15 protein-coding genes (1 of these 15 running past the window's edge) are annotated in these 16,858 nt (G+C 36.1%); 4 read left to right on the top strand and 11 right to left on the bottom strand.

The window, feature by feature from the left end:
* Positions 1-10: 10 nt before the first annotated feature.
* From OZX68_01040 to OZX68_01030, 3 genes are read right to left on the bottom strand one after another with little or no spacing between them, the layout of a single operon-like run.
* Positions 11-1,078 (bottom strand): glycosyltransferase family 4 protein, encoded by a 1,068-nt coding sequence (locus OZX68_01040; protein ID WEV60861.1) that lies wholly within the window; start codon positions 1,076-1,078, stop codon positions 11-13.
* A 31-nt stretch (positions 1,079-1,109) separates the two neighbouring features.
* Positions 1,110-1,964: a glycosyltransferase gene (locus OZX68_01035; protein ID WEV60860.1), complete on the bottom strand. Its 855-nt coding sequence runs from the start codon at positions 1,962-1,964 to the stop codon at positions 1,110-1,112.
* Positions 1,965-2,015: 51 nt separating this feature from the next.
* A complete protein-coding gene (locus tag OZX68_01030) occupies positions 2,016-2,843 on the bottom strand; it encodes a LicD family protein (protein ID WEV60859.1) in 828 nt (275 codons plus the stop codon).
* 256 nt (positions 2,844-3,099) lie between these two features.
* On the opposite strand from OZX68_01030, the gene OZX68_01025 reads away from it, so the two are divergent.
* Complete coding sequence (locus tag OZX68_01025; GenBank protein ID WEV60858.1) at positions 3,100-3,573, top strand: S-ribosylhomocysteine lyase; 474 nt, start codon at positions 3,100-3,102, stop codon at positions 3,571-3,573.
* A gap of 1,055 nt (positions 3,574-4,628) precedes the next feature.
* Here OZX68_01025 and OZX68_01020 read toward each other — a convergent pair.
* From OZX68_01020 to OZX68_00995, 6 genes are all read right to left on the bottom strand, one after another.
* A complete protein-coding gene (locus OZX68_01020) occupies positions 4,629-7,385 on the bottom strand; it encodes an AAA family ATPase (protein WEV60857.1) in 2,757 nt (918 codons plus the stop codon).
* Positions 7,386-7,755: 370 nt separating this feature from the next.
* Positions 7,756-8,892 (bottom strand): hypothetical protein, encoded by a 1,137-nt coding sequence (locus tag OZX68_01015; protein ID WEV60856.1) that lies wholly within the window; start codon positions 8,890-8,892, stop codon positions 7,756-7,758.
* Positions 8,893-9,045: 153 nt separating this feature from the next.
* On the bottom strand, positions 9,046-10,242 hold the full coding sequence (locus OZX68_01010; protein WEV60855.1) for a phosphoglycerate kinase: 1,197 nt from the start codon (positions 10,240-10,242) through the stop codon (positions 9,046-9,048).
* Positions 10,243-10,337: 95 nt separating this feature from the next.
* Complete coding sequence (locus OZX68_01005) at positions 10,338-10,694, bottom strand: zinc ribbon domain-containing protein YjdM (GenBank protein WEV60854.1); 357 nt, start codon at positions 10,692-10,694, stop codon at positions 10,338-10,340.
* Positions 10,695-10,764: 70 nt separating this feature from the next.
* Positions 10,765-11,778 (bottom strand): type I glyceraldehyde-3-phosphate dehydrogenase, encoded by a 1,014-nt coding sequence (gap, locus tag OZX68_01000; GenBank protein ID WEV60853.1) that lies wholly within the window; start codon positions 11,776-11,778, stop codon positions 10,765-10,767.
* A gap of 192 nt (positions 11,779-11,970) precedes the next feature.
* Entirely contained in the window at positions 11,971-12,543 is a 573-nt protein-coding gene (locus tag OZX68_00995) for a DUF536 domain-containing protein (GenBank protein WEV60852.1), read from the bottom strand.
* 192 nt (positions 12,544-12,735) lie between these two features.
* Here OZX68_00995 and OZX68_00990 point away from each other — a divergent pair, with 192 nt between their 5' ends.
* Positions 12,736-13,479: a C39 family peptidase gene (locus OZX68_00990; GenBank protein ID WEV60851.1), complete on the top strand. Its 744-nt coding sequence runs from the start codon at positions 12,736-12,738 to the stop codon at positions 13,477-13,479.
* Between the two features lie 9 nt (positions 13,480-13,488).
* Here OZX68_00990 and OZX68_00985 read toward each other — a convergent pair whose 3' ends face one another.
* Entirely contained in the window at positions 13,489-14,484 is a 996-nt protein-coding gene (locus tag OZX68_00985) for an alpha/beta hydrolase (protein ID WEV60850.1), read from the bottom strand.
* 192 nt (positions 14,485-14,676) lie between these two features.
* Between OZX68_00985 and OZX68_00980 the strand changes: the two genes are divergently transcribed.
* Positions 14,677-15,681: a zinc ribbon domain-containing protein gene (locus tag OZX68_00980; GenBank protein ID WEV60849.1), complete on the top strand. Its 1,005-nt coding sequence runs from the start codon at positions 14,677-14,679 to the stop codon at positions 15,679-15,681.
* 107 nt (positions 15,682-15,788) lie between these two features.
* The gene (locus OZX68_00975; protein ID WEV60848.1) at positions 15,789-16,763 is read left to right on the top strand and encodes a glycosyltransferase; all 975 of its coding nucleotides are present in this window, start codon (positions 15,789-15,791) and stop codon (positions 16,761-16,763) included.
* Between the two features lie 26 nt (positions 16,764-16,789).
* Here the strand turns inward: OZX68_00975 and OZX68_00970 are convergent, their stop codons facing one another.
* A protein-coding gene (locus OZX68_00970; GenBank protein ID WEV60847.1) for an ASCH domain-containing protein crosses the window boundary here: on the bottom strand, positions 16,790-16,858 show its 3' portion. It continues 402 nt past the right edge of the window; the window shows 69 of its 471 coding nt (coding positions 403-471); its start codon lies beyond the right edge, outside the window; it ends in the stop codon at positions 16,790-16,792.

Raw genomic sequence — 16,858 nt, 5'->3', positions numbered from 1 at the left:
TACTCCACTCCTAATCTTCTAAAACTTTCATTAAATTATTGTAACTATTTTCTAGGGTCAGGTTTTTTATGCTTTCAAGGGCGTTATTTGCAAGTTTCTGTCTCAAATCTTGGTCTTTGAGAATCCTCACAATACTTTCAGCCAAACCTGCTGCATCTCCTACCTCATTAACAAGGGCCGTTTGCTCGTCAAGGGCAAAATCATCTGAACCACCATTTTTAGTAGTTACAAGAGCAGCCCCACAAGCCATAGCCTCTGTAGCCACAAGACCCCATCCTTCAAGAACAGACGGGAACAAGTAGATAGAAGACTCATTATAGACCTCATCCCTCAACTGATCACCTGATCTTTTTCCTAAATATTTAATAAAAGCAGGTAAATTTTCAGGCTGATCAAAAACACCAAAGAGCTGGGCTTCAAACTTAGGATAGCGTTTGTAGGCTAACTCTAGGGCCTCTATTCCTGTAGCCGTTCCCTTGTAGGGGTTGGTATGGTAAATCATTGAAACAATTGGTTTTCTATCTTCAACGGGTTTGGTTAAGTAAAATTTTGATTCATCAGTATAGTTCTTAACCAGATAAACCTCTGAGCTATATTTTTCAACCTCTCTTTTAAGCCATGAACTTACCACAATCTTCTTCATTGGAAGCTTCCAGGCTTCTCTGATAATTTCTTCCTTGTAGTAGACCTTTTCATCATGTTGAATAAGGTAGAAATAATTTTTTAAATTATCCAACCTATCAGCAATGCTTAAAATAATATCAAAGCCTAAACAAATAACTCTCTCATCATCCTTAAGCTTCCTTGGCTTAAAGTGAAAGGAACTTGATATCTTAATTTTTTCATCAAGCTGATACCAACTTATCTTTTTTTGTTTCCCTTTGGTTTTGGCATAGTCATAAAAATGCTTTAAAATTTTTAAATGATTATGTGTTCTAATTTTATAATTTGAATCTCCAACAAATAGAATTTCAACTTCATGGCCATGTCTTGACATCTCATTGGCGTAATCAAAGCCTACTTTTAACCCTCCTGATGGTCTATCTACATTTCTTGGAATAACAAACTTTATCTTCATCTTCAATTTCTCTCTTACAAGCCTTTATAGCTTAGATTTCATCTTTTTCCAAAAGACTTAGGTAGTAGGTACATGATTTTACTAGATTCTCATTTTGGAATTTGTTTCTCTTAAAGAAATCACTGTGTGATTTTTTAGTAGAGCTACTTTTATCATGGATAACCTTTAACTCCGGTGAATAATATGATTTTAAGCCAGCTTTTTCCATCTCATAAAATAAAATCTGCATTTCCATGTAGAAGAAAGTATTTTCATCAAAGGCATAGTCACGCCATTCAAAAAACTGCTTAGAAAAGACAACGAAGGCTCCGTGAAGTTGGATTCCCTCTTGTGCTTCCTTCCAAAAATCCCCATCATTATAAGACTTGTTGTTTCTTACCAAATTAGCAAGTCGGTTTCTCACTAAGGCATAATAAGGGTGGTCAATCTTAGACTGGGCTGTTTTAATACGCTTTTTAACAGCCTCTTTTGAAACCCAGTCCCCTTTTTTAGGATTCTGGTGTTGATTTGTTCCACCAACATTAATATCAGGACCGTAGGCTGCAAAATTTTCTCTGGCATAGATTTCTTCAATGGCTTGATCAAAATTATTAGATTCCAGGTGAGAATCTGGATTCATAATTGCTATAAAATCAGGATTTTCGGCCAATGCCCTCCTGAAACCAACATTCATTCCCCTTGCAAAACCTGCATTCTCTTGGTTTAAGATGACCTCAATTTTATCATCATTAGCATACTTGTCCTTGAGCCTCTGACCTGATTTATCAGGACTGTCATTATCAATAATTACAATCTTGTAATCATTTGCTACCTTTTCTCTTATACTAGCTACTGCTAAATCAATTTCATCTTCTGAATTAAAATTTAATGTTACAAAGGAAATCATTACTTTTTCTCTACCTGCCTTTTTCTTTTACACGTCTACTTTTTATATTTCTTAATGGGTTCTATCTTCTTGGTGAGATTTTTTATAATCTGGCTCTTCTGTAGCATAATTTTGCCCGTAAAGCTTCTTCAAATAAAAATCGAAATCATCTGGAACAAGCATTTCAGTATCTTCAAATTGAAGCATTTTACCCTTGCCCCATACCTCTGAGTCAAATAGTTCCTTAAAGGAAAGTGAACCTGTAACAGTCCCCTTAACTGGTGAAGTCTCGTATTCTATTGATGTATAAAGTTTATCTAGCTTGTCATAGATTTGATTTTGTGTCTCATTTGAATTTAATCTAAGAGCCTTTAAAGCCTTAACAACCTTATAAACCATTGGACTTTTCGTCTTGACCGTATCCTTATTTTCTAAGGTAAAGGTTGAGGCGATGGCCCTTAAGTATAAAACTCTAAACTGATAGAATTTTAAGGCCAATTTATTTTGCGGTCCTGAATCAAGCGGTAGGCAGTCAATCAAGCAAAGGCCAAGATGGTTATTTTTAGGAATACCAAGCTCAACCCTGACTTCTTCTTTTAAGAACACACGTGGGAAATAACAAAATGAATTGAAGTCATCTGAATATGCGGCTACCCAAAACTTATCAGATAGACCCTCTTGCATAAGTTTGATTGCTTCCTTGTAGTAAGGTCTTGGAATTGCTATATCGACATCATCATCCCAAGGCACAAATCCTTGATATTTGACAGCTCCCATAACTGATCCCCCACGTAAAAAAAAAGGGTAACCTTTGCTGTCCATTATCGCCTTTATCTCTTTCAAGGCTTCAAGTTCTAGCAACTGTAGTTGCTTAATTTTCTTATCTTCACTAAAAGTCATTTCCCACCCCACCAATATTTAAAAGTAATTTATTTTCATTATATTGTACTATGCTACGATTTTAAAATTTGAATGTAACTAATGACAATTGTACCCAATTTTTATTATGAACACAAGGTTTGTTCAGAAAGTTTATTAAACTTTTCCCTAACTTTAGTAAAATGAAAAACTTTTGGATAAAAAATTATAACTACCTTAAAAGCTTAAAACTGGTATAATAGAACTTACATTAAAAGTTAATTTAAAGGAGAAAATCATGGCAGAAGTAGAAAGCTTCCAACTTGACCACACTAAAGTACTAGCACCTTACGTCAGGCTTATTGCAAGCGAAGAGGGACCTCATGGTGATGTTATAACAAATTTTGATGTCCGCTTGGTTCAACCAAATGTTCAAGAGATTCCAACAGGGGGCCTACACACAATTGAGCACCTGCTGGCAAGTCTTATTCGTGACCGCATTGACGGGATGATTGACTGCAGTCCCTTTGGCTGTCGGACTGGTTTTCACATGATTATGTGGGGTGAGCCAACCAGTGAGGACATTGCTCGAGTTATCAAGTCATCTCTTGAAGAAATTGCTGATGGTATTACTTGGGAGGATGTCCCTGGAACTACGATTGAATCTTGTGGTAACTACCGCGATCATTCACTCTGGTCAGCTAAAGAGTGGGCCCGTGAAATTCTTTCAAAAGGTATTTCAACAGATGCCTTTGAAAGAAAAGTAATTTAAAAGCAGAAAAAACCGCTAGCATGATGTCTAGCGGTTTTTAGGAGTTTATTTATGAAAAAAGTTTTTATACAGTTTTTAAGCTGTCTTTTAGGAGTGACCTCAGTATAAGCCTGAAAGCTTAATGGAAGCTAAAGATAAACTTAGATTAAACTTAAAAAAATATACCTTTAAATCCTTCCAAAAAATTAAGTAAGAAGCTTCTAATAAAAAATAAATGAAAACAAAAAAAACCGCTAGCATGATGTCTAGCGGTTTTTAGGAGTTTATTTATGAAAAAAGTTTATACAGTTTTTAAGCTGTCTTTTAGGAGTGACCTTAGTATAGGCCTGAAAGCTTAAGAAAAGCTAAAGGGAAACTTAGGTTAAACTTAAAAAAGAATCTTGATTTCATCAAGATTCTTTTTATTAATTATTTATCTGTAAGAGCGTCAAGTCCTTTGCAAAAATTAATTATGCAATCTCTTCCCCAATATCCGCTATATATTTATCAATTGTTGAAAAATGAACAAATATACTTATAAAGGCAATAACTACCGAAACGAAATACTTAGCCAATTCTCCAAGAACAGCAGCTACAATGAAAGTTATGAAATGCTGTTTGTAGTCTGTTCTTATTTTTACAGTTTCACCACCATACCAGTTCTTTTCTATAGATCCCTTTTTAAAATCTGCGCTTTGAGAACAGTCGCGAGCCGTTTTGAAGCTATTCCAAGGGGTAAAGAACCATGAAAATCTCCCACCTTAGTAGCGTTTGTAATCTGCATACCAACAATAGATATAATTAGAAAAAATACATATGCGACAAGTATTATTTTCATAAGCGGAGTCGTATCCATGCACAGAATAAATATCAGAGATCAAAATATGTATCCTGAGAGATAAAATTTGATATTCATGTGAGATGTGGCGAAATAACCTCGTCTTTCTTCTGAAATGTTCTCCCGTATTTCTTCATCATCAAAATTTCCGGGAGGGGCTATATACTCATTTTGTGCAGAAGTATCTTCAACAAAAGTCCTTACTGGTGGTGCCACATATTCATCGTCTTTATATCTCCTATGTTAATACTTCATTTATGTCTTCAACAGTTATGGTATTTAAGTCGTAAGAGCTCGTTCTGCTAATGCGAATAGACATAGCCATGATGAGTTTCTCATTAAGATTTCTAATCCAACGACCATTACTGGAGTCATTTGAAATATTGTACTTGTTTTCAACTAGTAGACCGTAAGATTTTTCATCAATTTTATAGCCAGACCTATGAAGATCCAGAAGACCAATTTCCACAAGATCTTTAAGGCTATAATCTTCAAAGTTCATAGTCGTTGGAATACGACTTCTAAGGCCTGAGTTCATTTGTAGGAACTCTCCCATCTCTTTTGTATAACCGGCAAAGATAATTACAATATCTCTTCTGTGATCTTCCATAAATTTCAAAATTTCGCCAATGGCCTCTCTACCAAAATCATTATCCCCATTTCCACTTAAGGTATAAGCCTCATCGATAAAGAGGACCCCTCCTAGGGCAGATTCGAGAACCCTACGGGTTTTAATAGCAGTCTGTCCAACATAACCCGCGACTAAGTCACTTCGTGAAACCTCAATAAATTTATTTTGACTGATAACATCCTTTTGATAAAGGATATCACCCATAATACGGGCGACAGTCGTCTTGCCAGTTCCCGGGTTTCCTAAGAAGAGAGAATGGAGAGTGAAATCGGAAATGTTTTGTCCCAATTCTTCCCGACGCTTATTAACTTCTGCAACAGCAATAAATTGTTCCATCTGTTTTTTGACCTGGGTAATACCTATCATCTGGTTCAGCCGATCTGTAGCACTAATAGAAGTTTCGTCATTTTGGTAGCGCCCGGCATTAGCAACTTCTTCAATGTCTGCTTTGATTATTGTTGCAACATCATCACAATCATCTTCAATAACACGACTAGCAAGAGCATTCAAGAGTTTTTCATTGAAGTTACGAATCCAGCGTCCATTACTCTTATCAAGAGAGTTCCTATAAGCACCTTCAACTCTTTTTGCATACCACTCTTCATCTTCCAAAACATATTGTTTTTTCCTCAAAAGGAATTGTCCCATCTTGGTTATTTCTTGAGGAGAGTAATCCTCGAAGACGAAAGTATTAGGAACTCGCGACTTGAGACCAGGGTTGGTTTGCAGGAATTGTTCCATCTCTTTCGTATAACCGGCAAAAATGACCATGATTTCATCTCGGTAGTCTTCCATATATTTCAGGATGGTGTTGATGGCTTCCTGACCAAAATTTACCCTAGACTCTCCCTTATTTAAGGTATAGGCTTCATCAATGAAGAGAACCCCTCCTCGTGCCTTCTCCAAAAATGACTGAGTTTGTAGGGCAGTTCCTCCTACATTTTCTGAAATCAGATCTGATTCTGATACTTCAATGAATTTATATTCGTCACCTGAAAACGCTCCATTTTCAAAGAGCACTTCCCCAAGAAGCCTTGCAACTGTCGTCTTACCGGTTCCCGGATTTCCCAGAAAGACCGAGTGAAGGGACTGTTTTTCAGGTGAAAGACCTTTACTTTCACGTATTTTATTGTACTCAACCATCTGGATAATCTTATTAATTTCCCCCTTGACCAGATCAAGGCCAACTAGGTCATTTAATTTCTCCCGAGCACTTTGTGAGGGAATATTTTTCGGGGAACTTGAAAGAGTATTGGGCGAGGTCGCCGTAGCCTTTCCAGATCCTGAACTCATCATGTGACTGTCTTCAGAAACCTGAAATACTAGATCGCTCTTTTGACCACCAACAAAGCTGATATAGTCGGTGCAGAGCTTAGAACCTCCCCTTAAACGAATATTAGGACCGCATTTTCTGTTTAGACGGAGTCCTTCTCCCATTAAAACAGAATTGTCATCCATAAATAAATCTATCTTTTTAGAATATTGACCGAGAAGATTCAAGACTCCCTTGGAAGACATAAGCGAGCCTTCTCTTAAACTGACTACATTGTTGACAGTCAGGCCCTCCACTTGTGCCATCGAGCCATCTAAATAAATCGAAGAGCAAGTGCTTTTAGCTGCCTTTAGCGATGAACCATTTATTACACATATTCCATGCTCAAACGTCTTCTCAGTTTTTCGGAAAACTGTAGTATTGGTGAGGGTTACCCTACTCCCTTGGGCCCATAAGGTTGAATTGTCGTCATTCTGGAGGGAACCGCTTATTTTACAGTTTGTAAAAATGGCCTCTGAATACAAAATACTCACTGCATTACCAGAGCGGTTTGGAAGTTCGATAACCGTATCTCGCATGGTTACCCTAGATCTATTCTTGACAATTACACTATCCAAAAACTTGCTCTTTATAAGATCAGCGGTTGCATTATAAAATTTAGCTACTCCTTTTTTTACTTCCAAACTAGTCCCTTTTATGGTTGCACCGTCCTCTGCATAGAGGGTAGGAGCACTAGGATTTTCAACTTCTGTTGTAAGCACCACATTTTCAATGGAGACAGTTGATTTTTCTGTAATCACCAGAGAATTCTTATCCTCATCTGCCTGAATACAGATATTTTTAAGAGTGACCTGGGTTCCCCCTTTGATAACTAATTTTCCATATATAGCATTTTCATAAATATCAGTATTTCCTTCTTTTCTCAAACAGCCAATAATAGTTATATTTTTTTCAAGATTATGTTGATATCCTTGAGGTATCCTGTAATTAAAACCACTCTCTAGTTCAATGACATCCCCATCGCTTGCTGCTGCATATGCATCACCAAAGTCCCACGTATTTCCTCCGGAACCCACTAAATATTTTGCCAAACTCGCCTCCTAAATATTTTTTAATGTTCTATAGACAACATCTTAGTTATCTTGTTCACTGCTATTATACACCTTTACGTAGAAGTGCACACCTTAAAAAATACTTTTACCTCTTAAAAAATAAGAAATTAAAAAAAATCCTGATAGATTATCAGGATTTTCTTCGATTATTTGTCTGTAAGGGCATCAAGTCCTGGAAGAACTTTACTTTCAAGACTAGCACCTTTATTATATCTTCCTTACTTATTGCTTTGGCATTATGGAGATTATCCCCATCACTTCCATCATTCATCTTTTCGGTAAGTTTTTACTTGAAGTTCTCATAAACTCCCTACCTGTTCTCTCGAATTCTTAAGCTTCATCCAATGAATTAATTAGATTCAATATCATTAAAAAACATATTCTTAACACTTGGAACACTAACAGAACTGTTGGGATGGGCTATTAATAACTCATCTCCAGATTTCAATTGTTTTTTTGAACTGTCCCAAAAACTAAGAGAGTTTAATGACAAGGTGCACTTTTCTCCCACGTAAATATTAGGATTTATCACTTTATTCAAATAAATCTCTTCACCGCGGAAGATGGAATTTTTCTCCATATATAAATTGCATCTTTCTGGGTAATGAGCACGGAAATTTAAAATTCCTTTTGATAACATTAAGGATCCATTATCCATATCTACACAACTTTCAATAGACAAATCTTCTACATGCGCAGTGGAACCTTGTAAAACCAATCCTGAATAGTTGCCCCCATTCGATTTCAATAGAGAAGTATCTGTCATCCAAAGCGCCGAAACATATTCTCCCACTGTAGATTCGCGAGAAACCATGGTATTTACTAAATCGACTTCACTTCTTATCACCCACATTGTAGGAAATAAATCATTTTGGGTTGAACCACTTATATTGCAGTCTACAAAATTTGCGCTTGAATCTTCAATATGAACTGAGTTATTTGATTGGGTAGGAAGCTCTAAAATGGAATTTACAAAAGTTACGCGAGATTTGTTGAGGAGTTTTACTTTATCACGAAACTTACTATTTTCAAAGGTAGCTTCGCAACCATTGAAACATCCCTGATTTGTAACTAATAAATTGCACCCATATACTGTCGACCCCGTATCTGCGTATAAAATAAACACAGAATAGTTTTCAACTTTTGTTGTCAGTACTACATTTTCCATATTAAGTATAGACATCTCTTCAACCATCAAAGCTGCCTTATCTTCGTCAGGCTCAATCCATAAGTTTTTGAGGGTAACATGGGCACCGCTTTTCAATATAAACTCGCCATAAATTGTATTAGTATATAGGATTCCCTCATTATTTTTTTCAAGATGCCCCTCAATAGTTATGCATTTCTCGAGATGTCTAGATTCTCCCTTAGGGATAGTAAAATTATAACCCTTTTCTAACTCAATAATATCGCCATCTCGAGCTACCTTATAAGCCTCATCGAAACTCCAAGCATCAAGTCCATGCCCTATTATGTATCTTTTCATTTTCATCCCCTAAACATTATATTATTTCTTGCTTTCCTAAACATGATGTGTTAGTTATCATAATCACTATATTATACACTTTTACAGAGATTTACGAAATAGTAATTTAGAAAAAACAAAAAAATCCTGATAGATTATCAGGATTTTCTTTAATTATTTACCTGTAAGAGCGTCAAGTCCTGGAAGAACTTTACCTTCAAGAAGTTCCATAGAAGCTCCACCACCAGTAGAGATCCATGAGAATCTGTCAGCATATCCTAGGTTGATTGCAGCTGCTGCTGAATCTCCACCACCGATGATTGATTTGCAATCTGGTTGTGAAACGATAGCATCCATTACTCCGATAGTACCAGCTTGGAAGTCAGGGTTTTCAAATACACCCATTGGTCCATTCCAGACTACAGTTTTAGCTCCTTCGATTTCTTTACCGAATTGGGCAATTGCTTTTGGACCAATATCAAGACCCATGAAGCCAGCGTCGATTGCTTTACCTTCAGTATCTTTGATTTCAGTGTAGTCAGCAAATCCGTTTGCTTCTTTAGAGTCGTCTGGAAGGATTAGTTTTCCGTTAGATTTTTCAAGAAGTTCGCGAGCAAGGTCAAGTTTGTCTTCTTCAACTAGAGAGTTTCCGATTTCAATTCCTTGAGCTTTGAAGAATGTGTAAGTCATACCTCCACCGATAAGGACTTTATCAGCTTTTTTAAGAAGGTTTTCGATAACACCGATCTTGTCAGATACTTTTGATCCACCAAGGATGGCAACAAATGGACGAACTGGAGCATCAACAGCGTTTTGGATGTACTCAATTTCGTTTTCAAGTAGGAATCCTGCTACTGCTTTATCAACGTTCTTAGAGATACCAACGTTTGAAGCGTGGGCACGGTGAGCTGTACCAAAGGCATCATTAACGAAGATTCCATCTCCAAGACCTGCCCAGTATTTAGCAAGTTCTGGATCGTTTCCAGATTCTTTTTTACCGTCGATATCTTCAAAACGAGTGTTTTCAACAAGAAGAACTTGTCCATCTTTAAGGTCGCTAACAGCTTTTTCAAGCTCAGCTCCACGAGTTTCAGGAACGAAAACAACTTCTTGACCAAGTTTTTCAGATAAAGCTTTTGCTACTGGAGCAAGAGATTTTCCTGCTTTATCTTCTTCAGTTTTAACACGTCCTAGGTGAGAGAAGAGGATAGCACGTCCACCGTGATCAACGATGTATTTGATTGTTGGTAGTGCTGCAGTGATACGGTTATCATTTGTGATAACTCCGTCTTTTAGGGGAACGTTAAAGTCAACACGGACAAGAACTTTCTTACCTTTAAGATCTACATCTTTAACAGTTAATTTAGCCATTTTTTCTCCTTTTAAAATCAAATGATTTAGCTATTTATATACATTGATTATTATAGCACATACTGAGCTTTTGTTGAGGGATAAATATATTTTTTTTACTTAGATAGTTTTACAACTAAACCCTTAAGTCCAATTGATCCAAATCCATCAATCTTAGAGTCAATATTATGACCATTTTTACCAAACTCATTGATACGGATGTTTTTAACCTTAGTACCTTTTTTGATTGGTTTTGGCATACCCTTGACTGGAAGGTCTTTAATGATTACTACAGTATCCCCTGTATTAAGCTCATTACCTTCGCTATCTAAAACAACAAACTTACCTTCAGTTTCATTAGCTGCTACATCATCAGCTGTAAACTCAAGTCCACAATCAGGACAACCATAAGTTGTGTCAGATAATTCATAAGTATAAACGCAAGAGCACGATGGGCATTTAGGTGTTTCCATTTTTTCTCCTTTAAAATTTAAAAAAGGGAAGCTATTAAGCCTCCCTTGTTTTTATCGTTAATAAGATGTCTTATTTAGCGATTTTTGCGAAGTACTCAAGAGTACGAACTAGTTGTGAAGTGTATGACATTTCGTTGTCATACCAAGCAACAGTTTTAACTAGTTGTGCATTGTCATCACCAGTGATGATTTCTGTTTGAGTAGCATCGAAAAGTGATCCAAATGACATACCAACGATGTCAGATGAAACGATGTCGTCAGTGTTGTATCCGTAAGATTCGTTAGCAGCTTTAGCCATAACTTCGTTTACTTCTTCAACAGTAACTTCTTTACCAAGGATGCTTACAAGTTCAGTAAGTGATCCAGTTGGGATTGGAACACGTTGTGCGTGACCTGAAAGTTTACCGTTTAACTCAGGGATTACAAGACCGATAGCTTTAGCAGCACCAGTTGAGTTAGGAACGATGTTGATTGCAGCAGCACGCGCACGACGGAAGTCTCCACCACGGTGAGGACCATCAAGAAGCATTTGGTCACCAGTGTATCCGTGAACTGTAGTCATTGTACCAGCTTTAAGACCGAATTCTTTGTTAAGAGCGTCAGCCATTGGTGCAAGACAGTTAGTAGTACATGAACCAGCAGAGATTACTGTTTCAGTTCCATCAAGTACATCATGGTTAGTGTTGAAAACGATAGTTTTAACATCAGCTCCACCAGGTGCAGTGATTACAACTTTTTGAGCTCCATTTTCGTGAAGGTGAAGTTCAGCTTTTTCTTTGGAAGCGAAGAATCCAGTTGCTTCAAGAACGATTTGAACATCATCGTTTTTCCAATCGATTTTTGTTGGGTCAGCTTCAGCAGAAACTTTAACGAATTTACCGTTAACGTTAAATCCACCTTCAGCAACTTCAACAGAACCGTCGAAACGACCTTGAGTTGAATCATATTTTAAAAGGTGAGCAAGCATTTCTGGGTTAGTTAGATCGTTGATACGAGCAACTTCAACACCTTCGATTTCTTGAATACGACGGAATGCAAGACGCCCGATACGTCCAAAACCATTAATACCGACTTTAATTACCATAATGTAGATTTCCTCCTTATTGAAAATCAAAAATTTATTTAAGGGAGACTAATCTCCCACCACATTGGTAAGTAATCAACTTACATCAACTATGATAACATTTTTACAATAAATTGCAAGAACTAAAGACTGATAAGTAAGAGATAAAATATAAATAAATAGTGGTCTTATTACAATATTATTAAGAATAAATTACTCATCTTTAACATTTTCTTTTTTACCAAATAGTTTAGCAAAAAAGCCCTTTTTCTTGTCAGTATCAAGGTCTGTTTTCAACTTTTCAGCATCTTCTTTCAGCTGCTCTGAATCAAGTTTTAACTGCTCACTATCAAGACGTAATTGCTCACTATCGGCCATGGCTTTAGCAGTTAATTGCTGCTGTTGATCAAGCTGCTTGTCCTTTTCAAAAATTTGCTGATCCTTAATGGCAATTTGGTTGTCCTTGGTGGCCAGTTGGCTATCTTTGACCCTTAACTGCTCATTTAAGCGTCTAATCTCAGCATTCTTATCCTCCATAAGACTTGTAAGAAGGCTAGCTAAACCTTGCTCTGAGGCTCCCTTGTCCTCACCCTCTTCTTCAGGCTTGAAAGTAACCTTCTTACCATAGATATTTTCCAGTTCCTTAATACCATTGATGTTTACAACGGTTGTACCCTTTTCATTTTTTTCAACATACTCCCCAGGTAATTTTTTAACCCGGTTATTCATGGCCTGCCGGGTTACGCCGAATAAATCCGACAATTCACTTACAGTTTTTAAATCCATTATCCACTCCTTACACAAATTATACTAATAGCTAGATTATAACATTTATTGAAAAATAAAAAAACAAACCTTCCCAGTCTCTGAACCAAAATATATTGATTAGATAGTAAATAATGCTATAATAGCAAAAGACTTGGTCTTCTCCTTAACTTTAAGCCAGAAGACCTCAATATTCAGCAAAAGGAAGTTTATATGAAATTTAAAAAGAAAATCGGAATGCCCTTAATTTTAATATCAGTCTTTTTAGGGCTTATTTTTGCTTTTTCTGCCATCCAAACCAAGGATACAACGGACATTAACCATCTAAAAAATGAACTTCGTACAACTCAAGACAAATTAAAAGCCGCTGAAGATAAAAATCAAGCCCTTGAAGAGGCTGTCGCTAATCCCATAAAAGCTTATGGTAATGAAGCACGGGCTGAACTTCAAAAGCAGGGCCTAAATGCCAACCTCATCCTACAAACTGACGAAAGATGGGCTAATCTTCCTTACGGCTGGGGTACCTACACCACTTTTGACAAAAATGCCTGTGCCATAGCCTCACTTTCAATGATTAATGCTAACTATCAAAAGGGGGATTTATCAGTCCAAAATGTTTTAGATTGGGCTAAAAATGACTACTTTACCGATGAGGGTACCTCTTGGAACATTTTCCCTGCCTTTGCTGAAAAATATGACTATAACTTTACTGACCTTGGAGACAATATTGACAGTGCCCTTTCTTACCTAAGCCAGGGAATTCCAGTCGTTGCATCAGTCAAACCAGGAATCTTTACATCAGTTGGTCACATCTTGGTTCTAAGTTCTTTAGATGACCAAGGAATCCACCTTCTTGATCCAAATGATGATGCTAAAAAAAGGCATTCACTAACTGCCTTTAGCAAAGAGCAAATCCAAAATGAACTTGCCCATCTCTGGGTCTATACAGCAAAATAAAAAGGAGTGCTAAACTCCTTTTTTTCTATCCTTTTGTTGGCTGGCAAAATAAGTCTTAACCGCCTTCTGATAAACCTTAAATAATTTTTTATTAGCTTCTTTTCCTTGAGACGAGTTTGGAGCAACCATATTAAAAGCATGATAACAACCTTCATAAACGTCAAGCTCTGCCTCTCCTCCACTTGAGTTAATTTTTTCAATGTAAGCTTTTGTCTCATCATAAAAGGGCTCAATTGACCCAACAAAGGAGTAGGTCGGCGGAAGGTTTTTAAAATTTGTAAGTCTTGCTGGTGCTGCATAGAAGGGCACGTCACTACTTCCATACCCATTTCCTAGATACAGTTTCCAAGCCAAAATATTAGCTTTTTGATCCCAAATAGGAGCATTATTACTGATTTCTGAATCCGTCTGTTCACGGTCATCAAGCATGGGATAAAGGGGAATTTGAAAGGCAATACTTACCTCACCCCTATCTCTAGCATAGGCTGAAAGGGCACAGGTAAGACCACCTCCTGCACTTTCTCCCCCAATAAAAAGTTGATCCTCCCTTATTCCAAGCTCCTCATGATTATTTTTCATCCATAAAAGGCTCAAATAAGCATCATCAAGAGCAGCCGGATAGGGCTTTTCAAGCGACAGTTGATAGTCGGGTGCGATAATAACCGCAGGGCTTGCCCTAATAAATCCTTCAATAATCCCCGTCTCAATCTCAGGGCGACCCATGGCATATCCACCCCCATGAAACCAGAGGAGACCAGGTAAAGCATCCTTTGACTGGTAGTCTTTAGATTTATAGATACAAAGTCTGAGTTTACTACCATCAGTCCGGTCAATAAAGACCTCCTCAAAGGAAATATCAGCAGCTGGTCTTAGTTGTTCAAGGATCTGATCAAGTAAAAATTGACTAAAATAAAAACCTCTTTTACTATGCCAGGGTAATATTGATTTAAGAATTTCCCCCCGCCATCGTAAATTTGGAGCAATCATTTTTCTAGTAACTTTCATCACTTCTCCAATCATTTTCAGAAATATTACAAAAAATTATACCATAAAACATTAAAAAGACACCTTAAATCAACATAATACACTAAAAATTAGTTCTTATTCGATAAAAGAGTGTTGATTTAAAAAAATAAAATGAGACAATTAATGTGTTATACAAAATTTTAAACTAATAAACTAAGGAGAACAAGCACAATGGAAGATAACTTACAAACTAATTGCAAAAATTGCAAGGCACCACTAGCACCTGATGATAAATTTTGCCCATCGTGTGGTCATCCTGTAGAGGGAACTATTAAAAGTTCCACAAGTAACGACAAAATCAAAGACTTAAAACCCAGCAAACTAAACATGCATTACCTGAAAAACTTTTTGATTAATAACTTCGAATTAACCCATACTTTTTATGGCCTTATCTTTTTCATAACCCTCTTTTCAGCCCAAAGAGGACTCATATTCCTTTTACTATCTCTAATGGTTCTTTACTTTTTAGCCATCTCTAGTAAGGGAAATGAAATCAAGGCAAATAGAAAATTAATTGAACTTTTTTCAAAAACTTACAGTCAATCTGAAACAACCATTCAATCAATACATTCAGAATCAGCCAAGATAGTCGGAGAATTAACTAAAACTGTTGATTCAGACCAAGCAAAGGATAAAGTAGACAATCCTGCACCAGCAGTCAGTAACAATCTAACTAAATTGGGACTAGTAAATATCCTAACAATCATATCTTCTCTCCTTGCCTTATATGGTGCCCTTGGACCTAAATTTATTAAATTCATAGATGAAAATATCTACCAACTACTAGGTGATATTTCATCAGTTGGTAGATCAATTAACGGATTTAATCAAATGTTTGGTAACGGGCAGACCAACAACAGTCTTGAGTTAGCTAAATACATAGGCTTTGCACTAATTATTGTACCAATTTTGACAATAGTTTTTACTTTCCTAGCAAACAAAGCCCTACAAATGACTTCCCTAATTCTAGCCGCTCTTGAGCTCATACTCTTTATTGCTCTTGGCTCTTACCTAAGCAGTACCTTAAATAATTTTGGCTACCATGATGGGATTTTAACCCTATTATTCAATAAGAATTATCCAATTTTAGGCTTCCCAGCTTACGCCCTTTTATTTGGAACAATTGGTATGGTAATTTCATCAGCCCTTAAATTTTTTAAATCAAAAAATAAATAAATCTTACTTCCTTATATTAAAGAGCCCAGCTATTGGGCTCTTTTTAAATAGAAGCTAACATTTCAATATGTTAAAATAAGATTATCGAAGATTTAGAGGTGGACAAATTGCAAAACAAAAAACCAAAAATATCAATAATAATCCCAGTTTATAATTCAGAAAAATATATTAAACAATGTCTTGATTCTATTCTCCAAAATACCTATACCGACTATGAAATTTTGCTCATCAATGATGGATCTAAGGATAATAGCCTTACCATTTTAGAAGACTATAAAATTAAAGATGGTAGGATAAAGGTGGTAGATAAAGAAAATCAAGGAGTTGCACCTACCAGAAATTTGGGAATATCTATGGCTCAAGGTGAGTATGTTATTTTTATTGATAATGACGATTTTATTGATTCTGATTACCTTGAAACTTATCTCAAAGAGATCGAAAAAAATAAATCAGATATTGTAATCGGTGGATACAAACGAACAAACAAAGAAAAAGTTCTTTTTTCTGACTACCCAAGGGATAATAAATGGGGAAAATATATAATCCTTGCACCTTGGGCAAAAATATACCGTAAATCTTTTTTACTTGAAAATAAAATTCAATTTCTTGATTATCCAATTGGAGAAGACGTTTATTTCAATTTAAAAGCCTTTAATTTTACCAAGAAAATAAGCTCAATTAACTACACTGGTTACAATTGGTTTTATAATGGGGAAAGTGTATCAAATACTTCCCAAAAAGGCTTTAGTCAAAAAATAAATATTATATATTTTTTAAATAAACTTCTTGAAATCGCAAAAAACAGTCAAGAAAATGAGTATTTTAAATACTACATCAAGCGCTATTATATTTGGTATCTTCTTTTTTCAGGAAGACAAGCATCAGCAGATGAATTTATGAACCAATATTATACCATTAAAAATTGGATACAAGAAAAAGGGCTTGAAAGCAAGCTAAATCCTCTTTCAAATAAATTATCAGGAGAAAATTACAAAAATCGTCTTATTGTATTGATTTTTAGATTCCTTGAAAAAATTCACCTCTTACCTATATTTGCAAAATTATATTGCCAAAAAAGATAGATTTTTAATCTATCTTTTTTCATATTTCATATATGATCATCAGGAAGATAAACAACTTCAAACTCTTCAGCCACGACCTTCATTTCTTCACTAAA

Source organism: Streptococcaceae bacterium ESL0729, from assembly GCA_029391995.1.
In the GTDB taxonomy this organism is placed as follows: domain Bacteria; phylum Bacillota; class Bacilli; order Lactobacillales; family Streptococcaceae; genus Floricoccus.
This window is presented reverse-complemented; position numbering and strand designations above follow the sequence as displayed.